We start from the raw sequence: 22,197 nt of genomic DNA, 5'->3' as shown, positions 1-22,197 counted from the left end.
CCGGACCACTCAGGACAGCAGTGCCTCCAGCCGACGGTTCACCGCCGCCAGCGTCGCCCGGACCACCGCCTGCCGCGGGTCACCTGCGACAAGCGCCGACCCGGCGAGCTGCTCCACCCAGCCCTCGCAGACCAGCAGCACCACCACCGTCGCCACCTCGCAGTTGCCGAACGGCACCACCGCCGCGTGCTCGACGAAGCAGCGCCCCCGCTCGGCGTTCTCGACACCGCGCAGCAACTCGTCCACGGCGGCGGCAGCGGCCACCGCGCAGAGCCGCAGCACGTACCCGTCCACCGCCGGCCCGGTCGCGTACCCGGAGGCGTTCTCGCCGCCGGCCAGCAACCGCACCTCCACGTTGGCGTCCAGCCCGAACGTGCTCACCTGCACGTGGTCGATCACCACCCGGGGACCCGGCGCGCCGCCGGTGTCCAGCGGCCGGGACGGCGCCGACTCCGTCGTGGTCACCTGACCACCGGAGTACGACGTACCCACCGTCGCCGGGCTACCGGTGGCGTCCCCGGCTGGCGCGGCCGAGACCGAGCCCGGCTCCTCCACGGTGGCACGACCCCGGTGCGGGGCGCTCTGCCGGCGACGACGTGACGTGTCCCCCACCGGCGGGGTCTCCACCCGCCCGCTCACGGTGGGCTCGGCGGCGCGTACCTCCTCGGGCCGTGGTTCGGTGCCGGCGTCCCGGGTCTCCGGGGCGCGCCGCTCGACGGCACGCGACTCGGGGCTGCGCGGCTCGGCACCCCGGCGCTCGGGGCTGCGCGGCTCGGGGCTGCGCGGCTCTGCGCTGCGGCGACGGACCGGCGGGGCCGGCGTGGTGGGCAGGCCGGGCAGGTTCTGCGGGGCGGCGGCGAGACCCATCCGCTCCTGGAGCAGCCGGGCGACCTGTCGACTCACTTCGGCCGGGTCGGCGCCGTCGGCCAGGTCCAGTCGGAGGCTGTGCGCGCCCGCCGGCGTACGGCGCAGCGCCGCGTCGCGGACGCCTGCCACCTCCCGGACGGCGTCCAGGATGGCGTTGACGTCGAACCCCTCGGGGCGCTCCCGCAGAGGCGCGGGTTCGTCGTCGCGGCGCAGGTGGGTGGCGATACGGGCGAGTTCCGGGGTTTCGGCGGGTGGCTCCACGGCTGGCGGCTCCGGCACGACGGGCACGTCCGGTTCGGCGGGGACGCGCTGCGGCAGCACCGCCGCCGTCGTTTCCGCTCGACGGCCGGGGTCGGCCGGGTCGGCCGGCGACGCCGGGTCGGGGGCGGAGCGGCGTGCCGCGTAGGGAGGGGCTGACGCGGGTGAGGGCCGGTCACGGCGGCCGCTCGCACCCGGGACGGCGCCTGTCGACGCGGGTGCGGCGTCGGTGGAGGTCGGACCGGTCGACGAGGGTGCGGGGCGGGGCGGCTCCGGCGGCTCGGGGGTCGCCGGGCGCAGCCGGAAGGGTGCGACCGACCGGGGCTCGGGGCGCAGCGGGCCGGGCTGGTCGCCCGCCTCGTCGAGTCGGGGCATGCTCGCCGGCCAGGACGGGCGCTCACCCGGGGACGCGGGGATGCGCCCCTCGGACCAGTCCGGCCGCTCGGCCGGCGGTGGGCTGCTGGACGCCGTGGGCGTTCCACCGGCCCAGGAGGATCGTTCCGCAGTCAGCGCCGGACCGGCGGGCGCCGGTGGCGGTGTGACCGCCGGGGGTGGCACGACCGCCGGGGGTGGCACGACCGCCGGCGGTGGCACGTCGGCGGGAGCCGCCGCCGCAGGGGTCGCCGCCGGGGCGGGGGACGCAGCAGGCGTCGGGTCGTTCGACGGCGGGCGCGCCCAGGACGGCCGCTCGGCGGAGGGCGTGGGAGCCGACTCAGGCCGACCGGCCCACGACGGCCGCGACGGCGCACCGCTTGTCGGAGCCGGATCAGCCCCACCCGCCCAGGACGGGCGCGACGGCGCACCACTTGTCGGAGCCGGATCAGCGCCGCCCGCCCAGGACGGGCGCGACGGCGCACCGCTTGTCGGCACCGCATCAGCCCCACCCGCCCACGACGGCCGCGACGGCGCACCGCTCGTCGGAGCCGGACCGGCCCACGACGGGCGGGACGGCGGGGCGCTGGTCGGGGCGGGGCCGTCGGCCCAGGTCGGCCGATCGACGGCCGAGGGCGCGGTCCCCGCGGGGGCGGGCGGGCCACTTGTCGGTGCCGATTCGGCAGCACGCGGCTGCCGGTCGACAGGCGGGGTGGCGCTCGGGGCCGGGGCGGCCCAGGACGGGCGGTCCTTCGGCGGCGCGCTGACCGGGGTGGTCGCCTGGCGTTCACCGGCCCAGGACGGGCGCTCGGGGGTCGGCTCCGGTTCGGGTGCGTCCCGGTCGGCGTCGTACGCGCGGGGCGCCTCGGCGCGTACCGGCTCGTACGGGCGGGTGGGCTCGGCGCGTACCGGCTCGTACGGCAGGTTGGGCTCGGCGACCCAGCCCGGGGCGGACTCGTCCCGGGCCCGGCGGCCGGTCGGCTCGTCATCCGGTCTGGACCACTGTGGGGCCCAGCCGCTGCCCCAGCTCGGGCGGTTCCAGTTCGGCCCGGACCAGTCCGGTTCGATGGCCGACGACTCCCCGGCCCGGGGCGGGTCGGCGGCGCGGGGGCCCTCGGCGGACCGGGGCGGGTCGGCAGGGTCGTCGGTCGGCAGGTCCGGAGTGCGGTCGGACTCGGCGGACGCCTCCGCCGGGAGTGGGTTTCTCCACTCGCGGGGTGCGGCTGACCGGTCGTCGGCGGCCAGCCGGTCGGCGCTGGGCGCGTGGAAGCCGGGCGGGACCTCGAAACCCGAGGCGGCGGTGCCCACGGGGGGCACCTGGACGGCCGGCGGCGACGGTGCGGGACGTTGGGCGGGCACCACCAGCCGGTCGCCGCCCGCGGCGGGCCGGTCGTCGTCGGTAGGACCGGGCGGCGCGCTCACCGGCGCGGGACGGCCCGGCGACGCGTCGAGCCCCGGGTGGTGGACGCCGTTGGCCTCGGCTCCGGCGTGTCGGACGCCGTTGGTGTGGTGGCCGTTGACGCGGGCCGGTGGCTCGGGACCGTCGGGCGGCCCGGCCAGCGGCGGCGGCAGGTCGCCGTGCCGCGCGGATGACGTACGCCACCCGGCCGCCGCGTCGGGCTGCCAACGTGTCGCCTGCTCCGGGTCGTCCGCACGCTCGGCGGCCCGGGGCCACCCGCCCGACTGGGGCGCCCACCCGCTGCCGGAACGGCCCGGGTCGTCGTGCTGACCCGTTCCGTCACCGTGCTCTCCCGGGGTGGCGGCTCCGGGTTGCCCTGTTTCACTCACCGCGCGCTCCTTGGTCGCCCCCGCTGAGGCTACCGTGTGGCGACAGTGGCGATAAGTTACAGCGGCGGGCCATTTCCACAACGAGGGTCACGGGCCTCGCCCGGTCTGGGGGGAAAATGCCGGCTCGTACGGAGAACTCGGAGGATCCCATGACCGCTGCGGGGAATGGCGCACAGACCGCTGGCCGACCCACCCGTCTGCCCCGGTCGGCGCGCCGTAAGCAGCTGCTCGCGGCGGCCCAGGAGGTGTTCGTCGCGCAGGGCTACCACGCCGCGGCGATGGACGACATCGCCGAACGGGCGGGGGTCTCCAAGCCCGTCCTGTACCAACACTTTCCCGGAAAGATGGACCTCTACCTGGCCCTGCTGGACACGCACTGTGACGCGATCGTCGCCAAGGTGCGCGACGCGATGCACGGCACGATCGACAACAAGGAACGTGTCGGCGCGTCGGTACGGGCGTACTTCGACTTCGTCGACCACGAGAGCGAGGCGTTCCGTCTCGTCTTCGAATCGGACCTGCGCAACGACCCCGCGGTACGGCAGCGCGTGGAGAGGGTCGAGCAGGGGTGCATCGCGGCGATCACCGACACGATCATCTCGGACACGGGTGTGAGCCGGGCGCACGCCGAGCTGCTCGCCTCCGGGCTGGTCGGCGCGGCGGAGACGGCCGCCCAGTTCTGGCTGGCCGGCGGTCGGCAGGTGCCGAAGGCGGAGGCCGAGGCGTTGGTGGCGGCGCTGTCCTGGCGGGGCATCGCCAGCTTCCCGCTGCAAGGTGAGTCAGCCTGACCACTCACCCCGTGATCGGATAGCCTTCGCCTGGCGGTTCTTTCGCCCCAGTTGAGGAGGCACAGTGGAGGTCAAGATCGGCGTGCAGTACGCGCCGCGCGAGCTGGTTCTGGACAGCGCGCAGTCGCCGGCCGAGATCGAGCAGATCGTGACCGACGCCTTCGCCGGCAACGGCGGCACGCTCTCCCTGACCGATGAGAAGGGCCGGCGGGTGATCGTGCCGGTCGAGAAGGTCGCGTACGTCGAGATCGCCGAGGCGTCGCCGCGCGCGGTCGGTTTCACCGTCCGCTGACCGGTCCGGCCGTCGCGGCAGGTCGGCGCAGTCGTACCTGCCGCGGGCCGGTGCCGCGGCTTCAGTCGTTGCGGCCGACGAATGCCATCCGCGCGGTGTGCGCGGTGGTGAGCCTCCCGAACAGCCCCGGGTACGTCGACCCGGTCGCCCCGCCCGACGAGCGCGGTGAGCGCGGCCCGCTCGGCGGCGACACGGCCGGCCTGGGACAGCGCCTCGCCAACCAGCCGGCGGGCCCACATGGAGAGCCGCCCGGCCACCCGGGGTCGGCGGCGACGGCCGTTCTGATCTCGGCGGCGGCGAACTCCGCGTACCCGGAGTCGTGCAGGACGTGGAGCACCAGCCCCCGGTCGGGCCCGTCCAGGATGTCGGCGATCTCGCGGAGGCTACCGCGCGAAACTCGGCGCCGATAATGTGACGCAGCACACATCTGCCGGCCCCGCGTGGCGGCTGGCCGACCGGGAATCGGGACGTGAGCTTGCCTGTTCAGGTAGCATAGAGCAGTTGCCGTGGGCGCCGACCTGATCGAAGCTCAGCCCGCGGCGCGCGTGCGGCCCGGTCCGGCTCGGCGTTCTGCCCCTGACCGTGTGGCCCGCGTCATACCGAACGCGCCCTGAGGACATGACGGGCGCACCCACGAGAGGGCACCCCCACATCCACATGAGCGATCTGACTCAAGACCTGATGGACGGCCAGGAACTGGCCCCCACCGCCCCGGTTCGACCGGAGGCCCCCACCTTCGCCGCACTCGGCGCCCGCGACGAGACCGTCGAGGCGCTGGCCGCGGCCGGCATCACCCGCGCCTTCGCGATCCAGGAGTACGCGATCCCGATCGCCCTGCGCGGCGTCGACCTGATCGGTCAGGCGCCCACCGGCACCGGCAAGACCCTCGGCTTCGGCGTACCGCTGCTCGACCGGGTGTTCGCGCCCAGCGAGGGCAGCGACGGCGTGCCGCAGGCGCTTGTCGTCGTCCCCACCCGTGAGCTGGGCATCCAGGTCGCCAAGGACCTGGCCGCCGCCGGCCGTACGCGTGGCGTACGGGTGCTGCCGATCTACGGCGGCGTGGCGTACGAGCCGCAGATCGAGGCGCTGCGCAAGGGCGTCGAGATCCTGGTCGGCACGCCCGGGCGACTGATGGACCTGCAGAAGCAGAAGCACCTGCGCCTCGACCGCGTCCACGCACTGGTACTGGACGAGGCCGACCGGATGCTCGACCTGGGCTTCCTCGACGACGTCGAGAAGATCCTGGCGATGCTGCCGGAGGACCGGCAGACCATGCTCTTCTCGGCCACCATGCCGGACCCGATCGTCACCCTGTCGCGGCGTTTCCTGCGCCAGCCGATGACGATCCACGCCGGGCACACCGCCGAGACCGGGCCGTCGCCGCAGACCGAGCAGCTGGTCTACCGCACCCACTCGATGAACAAGGTCGAGGTGGTGGCGCGCATCCTCCAGGCGGAGGGTCGCGGCCTGACCATGATCTTCACCCGTACCAAGCGGGCCGCCGACCGGGTGGCCGAGGACCTCGACTTCCGCGGGTTCGCGGTCGCCGCGGTGCACGGTGACCTGGGCCAGGGTGCCCGTGAGCGGGCGCTGCGGGCGTTCCGCGCCGGGAAGATCGACATCCTGGTCGCCACCGACGTGGCCGCCCGGGGTCTGGACGTCACAGGCGTCACCCACGTCATCAACTACGACTGCCCGGAAGACCAGGACACCTACACCCACCGGATCGGTCGTACCGGCCGGGCCGGGGCGACAGGCGTCGCGGTGACCTTCGTCGACTGGGACGACATGCCGCGCTGGCGCATCATCGACAAGACCCTCGGTCTGGAGATGCCGGAGCCGCCGGAGACGTACCACACGTCCCCGCACCTCTACACCGACCTGCACATCTCCACCGAGGTCACAGGCACGCTGCCCACCGCCGAGCGCACCAGGGCCGGGCTGTCCGCCGAGATCGAGGAGGACCTGGGCGGCACCACGCGCTCCCGTCGCGGCGACGGCGGCGGCCGTGGCTCCCGGCGCGGTGACAGCCGTGGCGGCGAGGGTCGGGGCGAGCGCCGTGGCCGGGGCGACGGCCGTCGGGACCGCTCCGACGCGGCCGAGCCGGTCGCCGCCGAGGCAGCCACCGACGACACCGCCGAGGAGGGCACGCGTACCCCGCGGCGCAGGCGTCGCCGCCGGGCCGGCGAGGCGGTCGTGGGCGAGCCCACCGCGGTGATCTCCGCCGACGCCGGTCCGTCCGAGCCGGCCACCGCAGCCGCCGACGGTGAGCCGTCGAAGCCGCGTCGCCGCCGGCGCCGTCGTGGTGGCGGTTCCGGCGCGGGTACGCCGGCCGAGGCGACCGCGGACTGACGCACAGCGACACCCGACATCCCCCGCACCGCGTCAGCGCGGTACGGGGGATGTTTCCCTTCCCGCCCCACCTGCCGAAGATGGAACGATGCCGGAACCACTGGACGCCGCCCTGACCGAAGTCCGGGCACTGCTTCTCGACCCCGCGCTGACCCGGGCGGTGGCCGCCGGCCGCCGCCGGGGGCGTCGCCCCACAGTGGTCCGGGCCGAGTTGCGGCCGGTGACGCTCAAGGCCGGGCCCCGGCTCCAGATCGCCACCTCCGACGGCGCGCGCCCGTACACCCGTAACGTCGCGCCCGGTCCAGAGGCCGCGGTGGCGGTCGACGAGCTGCTGGCCGAGCCGTTCGGCAACTGGCACGTGGAGACGGCCGACGCGACGCTCCAGCTGCGGGTGACCAAGTCCGGCGAGGCGCAGGTGCACCGCGCGGCGACGGCCCGACCGGCGGCGACGCCGGCCGGGAACGACCGGGCGAAGGAGTACCTGCTCGATCCGGGCGACGAGATCTTCGCCGAGATCGGCGGGTCGGCGGCCAAGCGTCGCCAGGTCGACGCGTTCCTGCGCGCCCTCGCCGCGACCCTGCCCGACGACCTGACCGGTCCGCTGCGGGTGGTCGATTTGGGCTGCGGCAACGCGTACCTGACCTTCGCCGCCTACCGCTACCTGACCGGCCGGGGGCTGGACGTCGAGCTGGTCGGCGTGGACGTCCGCGAGGATCAGCGGCGACGCAACACCGAGCTGGCGCAGCGCCTGGGCTGGGCCGACAAGGTCAGCTTCGTGGCCGGCACGATCGCCGACGCCGTCGTCGACCCCGCCCCGGATCTGGTGCTGGCGCTGCACGCCTGCGACACCGCCACCGACGAGGCACTGGCCCGCGCGGTGCACTGGGACGCCCGTTGGGTGCTGGCCGCGCCGTGCTGCCACCACGACCTGGCCAAGCAGCTCCGCGCGAACCCCGCCCCTGCCCCGTACGACCTGCTGACCCGGCAGGGCATCCTGCGCGAACGCTTCGCCGACGTGCTGACCGACGCGTTGCGGGCCGGGCTGCTGCGGGTGCACGGGTACCGGGCCGAGGTGGTGGAGTTCGTGGACTCGCAGCACACGCCGCGCAACCTGCTGATCCGGGCCCGCCGCACGGGCACCGGCCCGACCGACGCGCAGCGCGCCGAGTACCGCGAACTGGTCGACAAGTGGCAGGTCACGCCCCGGCTGGAGACGCTGCTGGCCTCCGACGGGGTGCGGCCCTAGCGGAGGAGGTCGCCGCCCCGGTCACGCCCGACCCGGTCGCGGGTCGGCAACCGCTCCGGGCTGGTCCGCCGGGAGACCCAGTCCCTGTCCCCCGTACCCGCGGGGAAGGGCACGACCTTGCCCATGCCCTCGGCGTTGCCGACGGCCACGAAGGCGTTCCAGGAGATGTCGACGAGCAGTCTCTTCACCTCGGCGTGTCGGACGCTGGCGTTGCGCTGCAGGGCCAGCCGTACGCCGAGCACCACCCCGGCCAGGCTGGCGGTGACCGCGCCGGTGGCGACCAGCACCTCCACCCCGGTCGCCGTATAGCTGCGCAGCACCAGGACCAGCAGCCAGCCCCAGAATCCGGCGGCGAACACACCTGCGGTGGCGACGAAGAAGAGACTCACCGCACCGGGCTGGTACGGCCGCGAGCGGCTCGGTTCGGCCATGATGCTGCTCCTCAGCGATGCTGCGAGAACGCGGCGTACGGGACGGACGTTACGCCGGGAGCAGAGCTTAGTTGATGAGCGGCGATGGTTCCTGCTCGCCGGTTCCGCATGTTCGTCGATGCGGCCGAAGAAAAAGTCCCGTCCACGGGACAGATTGTGCGGTCAGTCAATTGTTTCCGGCCCCTGTCGTACTACCCTCGGAAGGCGCATCGCCCAGTGCTCCGGCCGGGAGGGAAGACCCGCAGGGATGGGTTCCGCAGAGGTTTCGCCGCAGATGGCGTTCGCCCGCTTCGTCAGGCGAGCGATCGACGACGCCCGCGAGGAACGCGGGTGGACCGTGACCGATCTTGCCTCGCACACGGGCGTGGGCCGCTCGACTGTGTTCCGCTGGCTGGCCGGAGATTGGCAGGACTATCCCGAATTGGCCAAAGTACGGGGCTTCTGCGCGGCGCTGGATCTGCCGGTGGCGGCCGCGTTCCGGGCGCTCGGTCTGCCCGATGCCGGCCCGACTCCCCGCCGCCGCAGCGACGACGGCCCGGTCGAGGCCGACGTCCGGGCCATCCTCGAACGGCTGGCCGACCCCGGTGTCCCCGCCGAGGAGAAGCACCACATCCGCGACCTGCTCCGCTACCTGGCCCGCCGTCCCATCCGCCGCGCCGGCTGAGCCCTCCGGGGTCAGGGGACGGCAAGCGTGAACTCGGCGGTGTGGACCTTCGCGTCTGTCTGGAAGTCCAGGAAGAGGCGGTAGCGGCCGGGGCCGGGGACGGTCAGCCAGAACCGCACCTGCCCGTCCACCAGTTCCGGCTCCGGGTGCACGTGCAGGTAGGCGAGGTCGCCCTCGCGCAGCGCCACCAGGTGCCCGTACGCCCCGAGGTAACGCTCCAGCGGCGTCGCGCCCGCCGCGCCGTCGATCCGGAAGGTCAGCGGCACGGTGGCACCGACCTGGGCCGTGCCCTGGTAGCCGACGGTGAACCCGTCAACTGTCGTCGAGGTGGCCGCCTCGGGCAGCGGACGGGGCTGGTAGCCGCCCGGCGCGGCAAGGTCCACGCCGAGGGTCACGGCGGTCTGGTCGCCGTTGTCGGCGACGACCGTGAAGTCGGCGTACGCCCGCCAGACGCCTGCCCCGTCGAGGGTCAGCGGCATCGACCAGGTGCCGTCCGACGCCATGCTCGGGTGCAGGTGCTGGTAGCCGGTCAGGTCACGGCGTACGACGATGAGGTGCATCGGCTTGTCGTGGACGACGGCGAAGCGGGTCACCGGCTGGCGCTGCGCGTCCCGTACCTGGAAGCGGAACTGCCCCGCCCGGCCGGACGGGAACTCGGTGGCCACCGGGGCCAGCGTGTAGCCCGCCGCGCTGACCGACAGGCCTCCCGGCTCGACGCCCGCGCCCTGGTCGCCGCCGCCCACCACGGAACCGTGGTTGTGCGGGGCGGTGCCGGGCGGGTCGGTGTGCTCGGCGGCCAGTGACGGGCCGCCGACGCCTGTGGTGGTGGTGCCGGTGTTCATCCGGCCGAGGCCGAAGCCGAGCAGCACCGCTAGCACCAGACCGCCGACCACCAGGGCCAGCCGCAGGGTGCTCCGATCCGGTGCGGCGGAGACCTGGTCAGGCACCGCCGACGTCCAGTGCGCGGCCGGTGACGGGGTGCTGATCGGTCATGCCGCCCACGGTACCGCCGCGCCCGCCCGCCCTCGGCGGACGTCCGGACGGCGTGGCGACAGTCGCATTCCGCCGCGCCCGGGAACTTTTCCGCATCAGCGCGTTCAGCCGGCCACGGCGAGGGCCAGCGGAAGCACGTCGGGTGCGCCGGCCCGGCGCAGGGCACGGGTCACCATCGTCATCGTCCAGCCGGAGTCGACCAGGTCGTCGACGAGCAGCACCGGCCCGTCCAGCCCGGCCAGCGCGTCGGCCAGGTCGGTCGGAACGGTGAAGGCGTCGTGCAGCGCGCGTACCCGTTGGGCGCTGTTGCCACGCGGCCCGCCGGGGCCGCCCGGGCCGTCGGGGACGACCTCGCCGAGCAACGGCAGCCGGCCCACGGCGGCGATCCGCTCGGCCAGCGACCCGACCAGCCGGGGCCGCCGCCGGGAACCGACCGCGACCACCGCCACCGGCCGGCGCGGCCACGGGTCGTCGCCGTGCGCCCACGCCTTCAGCACCTCCACCACGGCGGCGGCCACGTCGTCGGGCACCGGCACGTCGGGTGCCTCCGGGCCGACCAGGTCACGCAGCCGGCCACCCCAGCCCAGGTCGGAGAGCCTCCCGACGGCACGGCCCGGCAACGCCTGCTCCGCCGGCGGGATCCGGCCCTTCAGGGGTACGCCCACCGCGTCCAACCCGGTCGGCCAGAGCTTCTTCGGGGCGATCTCCACGCCGGGGCGGCCCAGGAAGGTCTGCGCGGCGGCGAGCGCGGCAGTGGACACGTCGGCGGAGAAGAGCGGGTCGGCGCACCTGTCGCACCTGCCGCAGTCGGTGGCCCCGGTGTCGTCCAGGCGTTCCCGTAGATACCGCATCCGGCAGTCGGACGTCGTCGCGTACTCCCGCATGGCCTGCTGCTCGACGGTGCGCGCCTCGGCGACGCGGCGCAACCGGGCCTCGTCGTAGACCCAGGGCTCGCCGGTGGCGAGCCAACCACCGCGCACCCGGCGGACCGCGCCGTCCACGTCGAGGACCTTGAGCATCAGCTCCAGGCGGGCGCGGCGCAGGTCGACGAGCGGTTCGAGGGCCTGGGTGGAGAGCGGGCGGTCGGTGTGCAGGGCGGCCAGCACGGCCCGGACCTGCTCCTCCGGTGGGAAGGCAAGCGAGGCGAAGTACCGCCAGATGGCGGCGTCCTCCGCGCCGGGCAGGAGCAGCACCTCGGCGTGCTCCACGGCGCGGCCCGCGCGACCGACCTGCTGGTAGTACGCGATCGGCGACGGAGGCGCGCCGAGGTGGACGACGAAGCCCAGGTCGGGCTTGTCGAAGCCCATGCCGAGCGCGCTCGTCGCCACCAACGCCTTGATCTTGTTGTCGAGCAGGTCCTGTTCGGCGGCCCGCCGGTCGGCGTCCTCGACCTGCCCGGTGTACGAGGCCACCGGGTAACCCCGGGACCGCAGGAACTCGGCGGTCTCCCCGGCCGCCGCCACGGTAAGCGTGTAGACGATGCCCGAGCCGGGCAGCTGGTCCAGGTGGTCGGCGAGCCAGGCCAGCCGGTGCGCCGGGCTGGGCAGGTCGAGCACGCCGAGACGCAGCGACTCGCGGTCCAGGGTGCCGCGCAGGACGAGGGCGTCGCCCAGCTGCTCCGCCACGTCCTGGGTGACCCGGGAGTTCGCGGTGGCGGTGGTGGCCAGCACCGGGGTGCGCTCCGGCAGCTCGGCCAGGAAGGTACGCAGCCGCCGGTAGTCCGGCCGGAAGTCGTGCCCCCAGTCGGAGACGCAGTGCGCCTCGTCGACAACCAGCAGACCTGTGGTCGCGGCGAGCTTCGGCAGGACGCCGTCGCGGAAGTCCGGGTTGTTGAGCCGTTCCGGGCTGATCAGCAGGACGTCCACCGCGCCGGTCTGGATCTCGGCGGTGATCTCGTCCCACTCGTCGAGGTTCGCCGAGTTGATGGTGCGGGCGCGGATGCCGGCCCGGGCGGCGGCCTCGACCTGGTTACGCATCAGCGCCAGCAGCGGCGACACGATGACTGTCGGCCCGGCCTGCCCTGCCCGCCCAGCCCGGTGGCCCTGGTCGGCCTGGCCGGCTTGGTCGCTGTCGCGGAGCAGGGCGGTGGCCACGAAGTAGACGGCCGACTTGCCCCAGCCGGTCCGCTGCACGCAGAGCACGCGCCGCCTGTCGACGACAAGCGCCTCGATGGCCCGCCACTGGTCCTCGCGCAGCCGTGCGTGGTCACCGGCCAGCCGGCGCAACACCGCCTCGGCCCGCTCCCGTACCCCTGCCCGCTCTGCTGTCTCCACCCGACATGTCTACCAGCGCCGTCCGTCAAGCCCTTGTTGATCAAGAGGTTTACGCCATTCCCGGGTCGAATCCCGACGCAACCTCTCGATCGACACGTGCGGCGGGGGCGTCGTCAGCGGCCGAGGACCGAGCCTCCGTTGACGCCGAGGACCTGGCCCGTCACGTAGCCGGCCGTCGGGCTGGCAAGGTAGCGGACCGCCTCGGCGACGTCGTCCGGGAGCCCGGCCCGCCCGACCAGGGTCGCCGCAATCCGGTTCGCGTGCCCCTCCGCGGTCATCCGGTCGCCGAAGAACTCGGTCTCGGCGACGTACCCCGGGCTCACCACGTTCACCGTGATCTGCTCCGGGCCGAGCTGCGCCGCCAGGTCGTACGCCCAGCCGTGCAGAGCCGCCTTCGCCGCCGAGTAAGGCCCACCGCCGCCGCGCTGGGCGGCGATCGAGCTGATCAGGATCACGCGGCCACCCGGTCGACGCAGGCCCGGCCGCAGCGCCTCGGTGAGCAGCACGGCGGTGAGCACGTTGGCGTCCAGGTTGGCCCGCCAGTGTGCGGCGGTGCCCGCCAGCGTGCCCGTGTCCCCGCCCAGGTAGCCGCCTGCGTTGTTGACCACCACGTCGACCGGTCGACCGCCGACCGCCGCCAGGACCCGGTCCAGCTGCTCCGGGTCGGTCAGGTCCGCCGTCACGGCGGTGACGGCGTCCAGCCGCCCGCAGTCAGCGGAGATCTGCTCGGCGGCGGCCGCCAACACGTCCGTCCGCCGCCCGACGATCAGAACGTCGTACCCATCAAGAGCGAGCACCCGGGCGACGGCCGCCCCGATCCCGGTCCCGCCTCCGCTGACAACCGCAACCCTCGAGTCCATCCCCGCCGCCTCCCCATCCGCAGAACCCCGTCGATCATGAAGTTATCGCCATCCGCGACGGCGCGTCGTGGCAATAACTTCATGATCGACGGGGTGGGCGGGGGCCGGGGGGGCCGGGGGGGGTTAGCGGCGGGGGGTGGGGCGGAGGGATCTGGTCAGGTGGGCCAGGCGGGGGGCCAGGCTGGTCAGGCCTCCTGGGAAGAAGTAGACGGCCACGATGAAGACCGTGCCCAGGACGAACAAGGGCTGGCTCAGCGGGCGGCTGAGGACGGCCGGCAGGTTGTCCACCGCGTCGCTGGTGCCGAACGCGGTGAGCCGGTGGTCCAGGTACATGTAGAGGACGCCGCCGAGCACCGGCCCCCACCTGGTGCCCGGCCCGCCGAGCACCACCATGACCAGCAGCGACAGGGTCAGCTCGGAGGACGTGATGTGCGGCGACGCACCGCCGACGATCAGGACGTAGACCACCCCGCCCGCCGACGCCAGCCCGCCGGCCAGGGTGAACGCCACAAGCTTGTAGCGGTACGGGTCCAGCCCGAGCACACCGATCCGCCGCTCGTCGTCGCGCAGCCCGGCGAGCACCCGCCCGGTCGGCGACCCGCTCACCCGGTGCACCACGAAGACCACGAGGGTCAGGTACGCCAGTGCCAGCCAGTACAGGTTGACCGTGTTGGTCACCCCCACCAGCCCGGCGGGCAGCCCGGACACGTCCAGCGGCAGGCCCTCCTCGCCGCCGGTCAGCCCACCGAAGTCGCGGGCCACCAGGATCGCCCCGACCTGCGCGAAGGCCAAGGTGACCATGGCGAACGCGATGCCCACGGTCCGCAGCGCCACCGCACCGAGCAGCGCCGCGAGGATCGTGCCGCCGGTGATCGTCAGCAGCGCCGCCTGCCACAGCGGCAGACCGGCCCGGGTGACGAGGATGTCGGTGCCGTACACGCCTGCCGCGAAGTACAGCGCGTGCCCGAAGGACAACATGCCGGTCCTGCCGAAGAGCAGGTCGTAGCCGGCGGCCAGCCCGCCGAAGATCAGGCAGATGGCGAGCAGCTGCAGGGTGCCCGGCGAGTTGACCGGCCCCTCGAAGATCCCCGGCAGGGAGATCGTCGAGTACGGCAGGATCGCCAGCACGGCCAGCGCGACGAGCGGCAGGAACGGGCGCACCCGGTGCCACCGCCCCCGCTGCGGGGTCAACTCGTCGGGCACCTGCGCGGGAGGCGCGTCGATCACCGTCATGCCGTTGCCACCTTTCCGGCGATGCCCTGCGGACGCAGCAGCAGCACCACTGCCAACAGCCCGACCACGCAGATGTCGCCCAGCCCGGACGTGCCGTAGTAGTTGACGAACTGCTGCACCAGCCCCACGACTACCGCCGCGTACGCGGAGCCGACCACCGAGCCCATCCCGCCGATCACCACCACGATGAACGCGAAGATCAGCAGTGAGCCGCCCTGCCCGGGCGAGACGGTGCCGAAGTAGACCCCGCCGAGCGCCCCGGCGAGCGCGGCAGCCGCCCCACCGATCGCGAAGACAAGCGTGAACGCCTTGCGCACGTCGATGCCGAGCGCCGTCACCATCTCCCGGTTCTCCACGCCGGCCCGGATCACCAGGCCGTACCGGGTCCAGCGCAGGAACGCCAGGATCGCGCCGAGCACCAGCACCGCCGCGATGATCAGCAGCAGGCCACCGTTGGGCACCTGCGCGCCGAGGATCCCGGTCACCTGCCGGGTCCAGTCCGGGCGCGGGAAGGTGCGGGCGTCCGCACCCCAGGTGGCCTGGAGCAACGCCACCCCGGCCAGGGACAGGCCGACGGTGACAAGCACCTGTTCGATGGTGCGGGAGTACAGCGGGCGGATCAGCACCAGCTCCACCAGGACTGCCACAAGCGTGCCGGCGGCCACCCCGAAGGCGACAGCGACCACGAAGCCGAACCCGTCCGAGCTGGCACCAGGCAGGTTGCCCGCCGCCCACCAGGTGCCGTACGCGCCGACGCCGAGGAACAGCCCGTGCGCGAAGTTCAGCACGTCGGCCAGACCGAAGACCAGGGACAGGCCGGAGGCGACCAGGAAGTACAGCGCCGCCAGCCCCAGCCCGGTCAACGTCAACAGGATCACGGTCCCCATCAGTGGGACACCTCCGCCGAGCCCACACCCAGCAACGACTTGGTGAGCGCCGTCTCCAGCAGCAGTTCCCGGGCGTCACCGGTCCAGGCCACCTTGCCGGCGGCAAGCACCACCGCGTCCTTCGCGAGCCGCCGGACCACCGCCAGGTTCTGCTCGACGAGCAGCACCGGCACCGACTCCGCGACCCGTTCCAACACCTCGGCCACCTCGGTCACCACCTTCGGCGCCAACCCCTTGGTCGGCTCGTCGACCAGCAGCAGCCGGTTGTCGTTGAGCAGCACCCGCCCGATCGCGAGCATCTGCTGCTGCCCGCCGGAGAGCGAACCCGCCCGTTGCCGTCCGCGCCGGTCCAGCTCCGGAAAGAGCGCGAAGACCTTGTCGTACGCCGGGGTGGTGCCGCGCCGCTCGGCGAGCCGCAGGTTCTCGGCGACGGTGAGGCCGGCGAACACGCACCGGTCCTCGGGTACGTAGCCGAGCCCGCCACGGACCAGCCGGTGCGTCGGGCGGGCCAGCAGGCTCTGCGCGCCCATCCGGATGGTGCCGCGGACCTCCCCGGCGGGCGGGGTGAGGCCGACGATCGCACGCAACGTGGTGGTCTTGCCGACGCCGTTGCGGCCGAGCAGGACCGTCACGCCGGTCGGGGCGACGGTGAAGGACACCCCCTGGAGGATGTGCAGCCCGGAGATCCGGACCGACAGATCCTCCACACTGAGAACCGGTTCCATTAGAGCGACTCCCCCAGGTAGGCCTCTTGCACTGTGGGGTTGGCCATCACCGTCTCCGGGGTGTCGCAGGCCAGCAGCGCGCCGTGGTGCATGACGGCGATCCGGTCGGCCAACTCCAGGATGACGTCCATGTGGTGCTCGACCATCAGCACCGCCCGGCCGCTGTCCCCGGTCAACGACTTGATGACGGCGACCAGCTCGGGGACGTCCTCTGCGCTGACCCCGGCCATCGGCTCGTCCAGCAGCATCACCCGTGGTTCACCGGCGAGCAGCAGGGCGATCTCCAGCTTGCGTTTCTCGCCGTGCGCCAGGGTGCCGGCGAGCGCCGTACCCCGGTGGGCGAGGCCGACCCGGTCGAGCACCGCGTCGGCGGCGGCGGCCACCTCCCGGTCGGCCGCCGCCCGCCGCCACAGTGCCATCGAGCCCCCGCGGTGCGCCTGCACGGCGAGCCGGACGTTCTCCCGCACGCTCAGCGAGCCGAAGACCGAAGACGCCTGGAAGGTACGGCCGAGACCGAGGCGGGCCCGCCCGTGTGGCGGAAGTTCCCCGATGTCCTGCCCGTCCAGGGTGACCCGGCCCTCCGTGGCCCGGCGCAGGCCGGTGATCAGGTTGAACAGTGAGGTCTTGCCGGCGCCGTTCGGCCCGATCACGCCCAGGAACTCCCCGGGCGCCAGGTCGAGGTAGACGCTGTCGACGATGGCGACCTCACCGATCCGCCAGGTCAGACCGCGGGTGGCGAGCATTTCTCAGCCCTTCATCGCCACGGCCGGCGGCGCCGACTCGTCACCGGTGAGGCTCTTCTGCGCGGTGGCCGTGAAGGCGGTGCCGCTGCCGGTCAGCTTGGCCTGGAACATCGGCTGGAGCAGCGCGTGGTCGGCGGCCCGGATGGTCATCTTGCCCTTGACGCCGTCGAAGCTCCAGCCCTCCAGTGCGGTGACCATCTTGTCGACGTCGTCGCCGCCCTCCTGCACCGCGCGGACCACCATCTGGGCGGCGGCGAAGCCGTCCGGGTGGAACAGGTCGATGGTGCTGACCTTCGCCTTGAGCGCCTTGCTCGCCTCGGTGTCGCTGGCGCCGTCGAAGTAGTGCGACAGGAACGAGATCTTCGCGCCGGCCGCGCCGAAGGTAGGCCAGGAGGCCCGGATGTCCAGGCCGGTGACGACTGTGGTGGACGACAGCACGCCCTGCTGGTCGAGGGTCTGCCACATCGCCGGAGCGGTCGTACCCGCCCACGCCACGAAGAGCAGGTCCGGCTTGGCCGCCTTGATCTGGCTGGCGAACGGCGTGAACTCGGTGGCGCTGGCCGGCGCCCGTACGCTGCTCACGGTGGCGCCCGCGCTGCCGATGACGGCCTTCACGGCGGCCTCGTTGGCGTCGCCGAACGCGCCGTCCTGGGCGAACACCACCACCTTCTTGCCTGTGGGGTCGCCGATGAACGACTTGGCGGTCACCACGTCCTGGTACGACTGCCTGCCGGAACGGAACGTGTACTTGTTCGCACCGGTCACCGCGTCCGTGGCGGCCGGGCCGGAGATGAACAGGACCTTGTTCTGCGCCGCGATCGGCGCGACCTGGAGCGCCACGCCGGAGGCGGTGGAACCAGCGATGATCTTCGTGCCCTTGCCGATCAGGTCCTTCGCCGCGGACACCGCCTTGGCCGGGTCACCCGCGTCGTCGACCTCGGTCAGTTCGATCTTCCGGTCGCCGACCTTGCCGGTGCCCTTGGTGGCGAAGTCCAACCCCGCCTTGAACCCCTCGATGTACTGCTTTCCATAACTGGCCAGGGCTCCCGACTGGGAGTACACCAGGCCGACCTTCACCGGCGCGGCGCTGTCGCCGCCGCCGGTGGCGGTGTCCTGCGGGCTACCACAGGCGGTGGCGGCGAGCGCCGCAGCCATCATCGTGGCGGCGGAGAGGAACGCCCGCCGCGTGTGCCGGACCGTCATCGCGACTCCAGGTGAGGACAGGATGCTGTGTTGTCGGCTCACGCTAGAAGTGAGGTCACCCACGGGCTATGTGGCAGAAACACACAAGTAACAGGAACGAGGTGGCCGGAGGTTACAACGGACCGCACTGCCACGTGGCGGCCCGGTCTCCCGATGGTCCCAACCTCCACGGCCCACCCGAGGCGTGTGTCGCCTCGCGCCATCCGCCCCGCTCGGCCGAGCACTCCGGCCGCTGACACCTCCGCCGACCCGCCGCCCGAGGTCGAGCAGGCGAAGATCGTCGCAACTTCCCTGATGTTGCTGTCTCGTGCCGCGGTTCGCCCTGTCAAGATCGTGCTCGATCGTGGATGTAGTGGCCTCGGGGGCGCAGCGATGCCACCACATCCTGGATCGAGCACGATCTTGCGGGTGGTCCCCGTGCTGAACGGGCGCAGTCCTGCTGTGGCGCGTAGCGGCAGGTGAGTCTCCGGAATGGGCGTTCCCGCTCCGACGCCCGTACGGAAAAGGAAGATTGTCTGGTGCGCCGTCTTCTCCGCAACCCTGTGCGGCTGGTGCCGCTGGGGTTCCTGGTGCCGATCCTGCTCGGCACCGCGTTGCTGATGGCGCGCTGGGCGACCGTCCAGCACCAGCGACCTCCCCTGGTCACCGCCCTGTTCACCGCGACCTCGGCGGTGTCGGTCACCGGAATGGCGATCACCGACACCCCCAACTACTGGTCCGGCTGGGGCCTGCTGGTGATCACCCTGCTCACCCAGCTCGGTGGTCTCGGCATCCTCACCGCCGCGGCGCTGGTGATCCTGGTGGTCTCGCGTCAGCTCGGTCTGCGCAACCGGCTGCTGGTGCAGGCCGAGACGGCCGAAATCGGTGTCGGTGACGTGGCGCGCCTGCTGCGCCGGATCGCGGTGACCGTCTTCGCCTGCGAGGCGGTGATAACCGCGCTGGTCGCCGGCCGGCTCTTCTGGGCGTACGACTACGCGCCGGGGCGGGCGCTCTGGTCGGGCGTGTTCCACGCTGTCCAGGCGTTCAACAACGGCGGCTTCGCGCTCTACAGCGACGGTCTGCTGGCCTTCGACCGCGACCCGTGGGTGTCGCTGCCGTTGGCGTTCGGCGCCATCGTCGGCGGCCTCGGGTTCCCCGCCCTGTTCGAGGCCTTCCGCGAGTGGCGCGGGCCGGCCGGCTGGGCGGTGGCCACCAAGCTGACCATCTGGGGCAGCGCGGCCCTACTGCTGCTCGGCTTCCTCGGTCTGCTGGCCTCCGAGTGGACGAACGTCAGCACCATCGGCTCGTACGACGTCGGGGGCAAGGCGCTCGCGTCGTTCACCCAGATCGCGTTGAGCCGCACCGGCGGCTTCAGCGTGTTGAACATCGCCGACCTCCAGGAGGAGAGCTACCCACTGCTGATCGTGCTGATGTTCATCGGCGGCGGCAGCGCCAGCACTGCCGGCGGCATCAAGGTGTCCACGTTCTTCCTGTTGGCGTTCACCATCTGGGCGGAGCTGCGCGGCGAGCCCGACGTGACTGTCGGACATCGCCGGGTGGCCACCGCCAGTCAGCGGCAGGCAGTCACCGTGGCCCTGCTCAGCGTCGCGCTGGTCACGGCCGGGACGATGCTCCTGCTGCTGCTCACCGAGGGCGTGCGCTTCGTGGCGGCCCTGTTCGAGGTCACCTCCGCGTTCAGCACCACCGGCCTGACCATCGGTCTGGCCGGCGAGCTGCCGGCCAGCGGCCAACTGGTGCTGACGGTGCTGATGTTCATCGGCCGGGTCGGGCCGCTCACCCTCGGGTCGGCGATCGCACTGAACACCAGGCGCCGGCTCTACCGCTATCCGCAGGAACAACCAATTGTCGGCTAGGCGCGAGGAGATCGGGATGTCGGCGAGACGATCGGACGGCGGTGGTGTCGTGGTGATCGGGTTGGGTCGGTTCGGCTGCCACCTCGCCGGGTCACTCACCAGGATGGGCCGCGAGGTCCTGGCCGTCGACCGTAACGCGAGTCAGGTGCAGCGCTTCTCGGCCCAGCTCGACCGCGTGGTGCAGGCCGACGCGACGGAGGACGGGGTGCTGCGCCAACTCGGCGTGGCCAGCTTCGAACGGGCGGTGGTGGCCATCGGGGCGTCGGTGGAGGCGAGCGTGCTCACCGTACTGGCGTTGACCGAGCTGGGCCTGCCGCAGATCTGGGCGCGCGCCACGTCGCAGAAGCACGCCAAGATCCTGTCGTCGGTGGGCGCCCACCACGTGATCTTCCCGGAGGCGGAGACGGGCGACCGGGTGGCACACCTGATCGTCAGCCGGCTGCTCGACTTCATCGAGTTCGACGACGACTTCGCCATCGCCACCATCCGGGTACCGGAGTCGCTCGTCGGTCGGACCCTGCTCGACCTGCGCCCGGACGAGCGTTACGGGGTCCGGGTGATCGGCGCGAAGGCGCCGGGTGAGCGCTTCCGGTACGCCTCCGACGACACGGCGCTGGCCCCGGGTGGGGTGCTGGTCGTGGAGGGTGGGATCGACCAGGTGCAGCGGTTCGCGGGACGACGCTGACCGTCACCTCCGGTGGCCACCACCGTGCCCCTCAGCGGCTTTCACCCTTTTCCCGGACCACCCGGCCCCTTGCCCGTGCCCGGCTTCTTCGGAGGGTTCGGCGGCGCCGGGGCCTTCGGCGCGACCTTCGTGGTCGTCTTCGTGGTGGTCTTCGTCGTCTTCTTCGGCGGGGCCTTCGTGGTGGCCGCCTTGGTCGCCGGCGCGGTGGACGGCGCGCTGCCGGCCACCCCGGAGACGCGTACGCCGCAGGTGCTGTCGCCGACCCGGAACTCCACAGGCAGCGGGTTCGCACCGCTGTACGTCCCGGTCAGGGTGACCTTCTCGGCCGCGCCTGGCGCGAGAGTGCTGCGCTGGGCCGCCGGCCGGATCAGCACCGTGTTCCCCTCCTGCCGCACCGACGTCGGGTCCGCCTTGGTCACCGCCTGCTGGCCGGGGAAGGTGAAGCTCATCGTCCAGTCCCGCAGCTCCTGCTCACCCTTGTTGGTCAGGGTCAGCTCGGCGGCGAAGTCCTTGCCCGAGTCGGTCCGCAGCGCGTACGCCACCTCGCAGGGCGCCGCCTTCGGCAGGCCCATCCGGGCCTCGGTGGTGGGCCGGTCCTCGCCGCTGGCCGGGCTGCGCGAGGTGAACCCCCACATCGCGCCGGTGACCGCGATGAGGCCGACGGCGGCCACCCCCGCCTCCACCCGCCGCCGACGGCTGTGCTCCCGCCGGGTGCGGTTACGGGTCCGGGAAAGCGGCAACGCGTCGGTCGCCGCCGACCAGGGCAGGATGGTGGTGCCCGCGCTTGCCAACGCCGCCGGGTCCAGATGCCCGGCGGCAGGCGAGACAGGCACGGCCGACAGCATCCCGGCAGCCTCGGCGAGGGTCCGGGCCAGCTCGGCGGTGGCCGGACGGTCCGCGGGCTTCTTGGCCAGGCAGCGCCGCACCAGATCGCTCACCGCGTCCGGCAGGCCGGGTACCTGTGGCATCGGGTCCGGGTCGTTGTACATGTGCGCGCGCAGCATCTGCGTGGTCGTGCTGGCCTGCCACGGCAGCCGGCCGGTGAGCATCCGGTAGAGCAGCAGTCCGACGGCGTACACGTCGGTGGCCGGGGAGACCTGGCCGTTGTCCAGCCGTTCCGGTGCGAGGTACGCGGGTGTGCCGAGCAGCGCGCCGTCCGGCCCCTTCTCGCTCTCCCCCACAAGCGCGGAGATGCCGAAGTCGACGACCTTGACGCCGGTCGAGGTGAGCATGACGTTGCCCGGGGTGACGTCGCGGTGCACCACACCGCGAGCGTGCGCGGTGGCCAGCGCGGAGCTGACCTCGGCACCGATCGTCACCGCCTCCCGCCACGGCAGCTTCACCTCGCGGCCCAGCCGGCTGGCGAGTGACATGCCGTCGACCAGCTCCATCACGACGTACGGCACGGTCAGGCCGACCTGCTCGGACTCGCCGTAGTCGTACACGTTCGTGATGTTGGGGTGGCAGAGCCGCGCGGCGGCCTGCGCCTCCACCCGGATCCGGTGCCGGAACGCGCGGTCGCTGGCCAGCCGGGACGCCAGGACCTTCACGGCGACCTGGCGACCGAGCACCTCGTCGTAGCCGCGCCAGACCACCGACATCCCGCCCGCGCCGAGTTGCTCGACGAGCCGGTACCGCTCATCGAGGAGTTGCGCGCCGTTCCGGTCCCCACCGCCCATGGTGG

17 protein-coding genes and 1 pseudogene are annotated in these 22,197 nt (G+C 73.0%); 7 read left to right on the top strand and 11 right to left on the bottom strand.

Translation table 11 applies throughout. The annotated features are described in order from the left end of the window. Nucleotides 1-9: 9 nt before the first annotated feature. Nucleotides 10-1,839 (bottom strand): annotated as a pseudogene (locus AB0N27_RS22895) (hypothetical protein); the annotation flags it as partial. A 1,595-nt stretch (nt 1,840-3,434) separates the two neighbouring features. Between AB0N27_RS22895 and AB0N27_RS22890 the strand changes: the two are divergent. The 4 genes from AB0N27_RS22890 (at nt 3,435) to AB0N27_RS22875 (ending at nt 7,963) form a co-directional block, all read left to right on the top strand. Further along, a complete protein-coding gene (locus AB0N27_RS22890; protein ID WP_139586375.1) occupies nt 3,435-4,073 on the top strand; it encodes a TetR/AcrR family transcriptional regulator in 639 nt (212 codons plus the stop codon). Nucleotides 4,074-4,137: 64 nt separating this feature from the next. Further along, nucleotides 4,138-4,365 carry a DUF3107 domain-containing protein gene (locus AB0N27_RS22885; RefSeq protein WP_030329796.1) on the top strand — a complete coding sequence of 76 codons (228 nt, stop codon included), beginning with the start codon at nt 4,138-4,140 and terminating at the stop codon, nt 4,363-4,365. 657 nt (nt 4,366-5,022) lie between these two features. After that, nucleotides 5,023-6,717: a DEAD/DEAH box helicase gene (locus AB0N27_RS22880; RefSeq protein WP_364373240.1), complete on the top strand. Its 1,695-nt coding sequence runs from the start codon at nt 5,023-5,025 to the stop codon at nt 6,715-6,717. Between the two features lie 88 nt (nt 6,718-6,805). Then, nucleotides 6,806-7,963: an SAM-dependent methyltransferase gene (locus tag AB0N27_RS22875; RefSeq protein WP_364373238.1), complete on the top strand. Its 1,158-nt coding sequence runs from the start codon at nt 6,806-6,808 to the stop codon at nt 7,961-7,963. Here the strand turns inward: AB0N27_RS22875 and AB0N27_RS22870 are convergent. Continuing rightward, nucleotides 7,960-8,394: a hypothetical protein gene (locus tag AB0N27_RS22870; RefSeq protein WP_364373235.1), complete on the bottom strand. Its 435-nt coding sequence runs from the start codon at nt 8,392-8,394 to the stop codon at nt 7,960-7,962. The two genes, AB0N27_RS22875 and AB0N27_RS22870, sit on opposite strands and share 4 nt — an antisense overlap. Nucleotides 8,395-8,641: 247 nt before the next feature. On the opposite strand from AB0N27_RS22870, the gene AB0N27_RS22865 reads away from it, so the two are divergent. Then, entirely contained in the window at nt 8,642-9,058 is a 417-nt protein-coding gene (locus tag AB0N27_RS22865) for a helix-turn-helix domain-containing protein (protein WP_364373232.1), read from the top strand. Nucleotides 9,059-9,069: 11 nt separating this feature from the next. On the opposite strand, the gene AB0N27_RS22860 is transcribed toward AB0N27_RS22865, so the two are convergent. From AB0N27_RS22860 to AB0N27_RS22825, 8 genes are all read right to left on the bottom strand, one after another. Next, a complete protein-coding gene (locus AB0N27_RS22860; protein WP_364373229.1) occupies nt 9,070-10,005 on the bottom strand; it encodes a hypothetical protein in 936 nt (311 codons plus the stop codon). A 150-nt stretch (nt 10,006-10,155) separates the two neighbouring features. Further along, complete coding sequence (locus tag AB0N27_RS22855) at nt 10,156-12,324, bottom strand: DEAD/DEAH box helicase (protein ID WP_364373226.1); 2,169 nt, start codon at nt 12,322-12,324, stop codon at nt 10,156-10,158. Nucleotides 12,325-12,437: 113 nt separating this feature from the next. Then, a complete protein-coding gene (locus AB0N27_RS22850; protein ID WP_364373223.1) occupies nt 12,438-13,184 on the bottom strand; it encodes an SDR family NAD(P)-dependent oxidoreductase in 747 nt (248 codons plus the stop codon). A 123-nt stretch (nt 13,185-13,307) separates the two neighbouring features. Continuing rightward, the gene (locus AB0N27_RS22845) at nt 13,308-14,417 is read right to left on the bottom strand and encodes a branched-chain amino acid ABC transporter permease (RefSeq protein WP_364373220.1); all 1,110 of its coding nucleotides are present in this window, start codon (nt 14,415-14,417) and stop codon (nt 13,308-13,310) included. Then, nucleotides 14,414-15,304, bottom strand: coding sequence for a branched-chain amino acid ABC transporter permease (locus tag AB0N27_RS22840; protein WP_364373217.1), 891 nt, complete (start codon nt 15,302-15,304; stop codon nt 14,414-14,416). The genes AB0N27_RS22845 and AB0N27_RS22840 overlap by 4 nt, the downstream gene beginning before the upstream one ends. Next, entirely contained in the window at nt 15,304-16,029 is a 726-nt protein-coding gene (locus tag AB0N27_RS22835; protein ID WP_364373214.1) for an ABC transporter ATP-binding protein, read from the bottom strand. The genes AB0N27_RS22840 and AB0N27_RS22835 overlap by 1 nt, the downstream gene beginning before the upstream one ends. Then, on the bottom strand, nt 16,029-16,772 hold the full coding sequence (locus AB0N27_RS22830) for an ABC transporter ATP-binding protein (RefSeq protein ID WP_364373211.1): 744 nt from the start codon (nt 16,770-16,772) through the stop codon (nt 16,029-16,031). Before AB0N27_RS22830 ends, AB0N27_RS22835 begins: the two co-directional genes overlap by 1 nt. A gap of 3 nt (nt 16,773-16,775) precedes the next feature. Beyond that, on the bottom strand, nt 16,776-17,975 hold the full coding sequence (locus AB0N27_RS22825; protein ID WP_364373208.1) for a substrate-binding domain-containing protein: 1,200 nt from the start codon (nt 17,973-17,975) through the stop codon (nt 16,776-16,778). Between the two features lie 518 nt (nt 17,976-18,493). On the opposite strand from AB0N27_RS22825, the gene AB0N27_RS22820 reads away from it, so the two are divergent. Further along, nucleotides 18,494-19,828 (top strand): potassium transporter TrkG, encoded by a 1,335-nt coding sequence (locus AB0N27_RS22820; RefSeq protein ID WP_364373205.1) that lies wholly within the window; start codon nt 18,494-18,496, stop codon nt 19,826-19,828. Nucleotides 19,829-19,844: 16 nt separating this feature from the next. Then, nucleotides 19,845-20,513 carry a TrkA family potassium uptake protein gene (locus AB0N27_RS22815; RefSeq protein WP_364373202.1) on the top strand — a complete coding sequence of 223 codons (669 nt, stop codon included), beginning with the start codon at nt 19,845-19,847 and terminating at the stop codon, nt 20,511-20,513. A gap of 41 nt (nt 20,514-20,554) precedes the next feature. Here AB0N27_RS22815 and AB0N27_RS22810 read toward each other — a convergent pair whose 3' ends face one another. Beyond that, complete coding sequence (locus AB0N27_RS22810; protein ID WP_364373199.1) at nt 20,555-22,192, bottom strand: serine/threonine-protein kinase; 1,638 nt, start codon at nt 22,190-22,192, stop codon at nt 20,555-20,557. Nucleotides 22,193-22,197: the final 5 nt, after the last annotated feature.

It is taken from the genome of Micromonospora sp. NPDC093244, from assembly GCF_040683695.1.
Classification (GTDB): domain Bacteria; phylum Actinomycetota; class Actinomycetes; order Mycobacteriales; family Micromonosporaceae; genus Micromonospora.
Note: the sequence above shows the minus strand (reverse complement) of the source record. Positions and strands in the feature narration are given on the sequence as shown.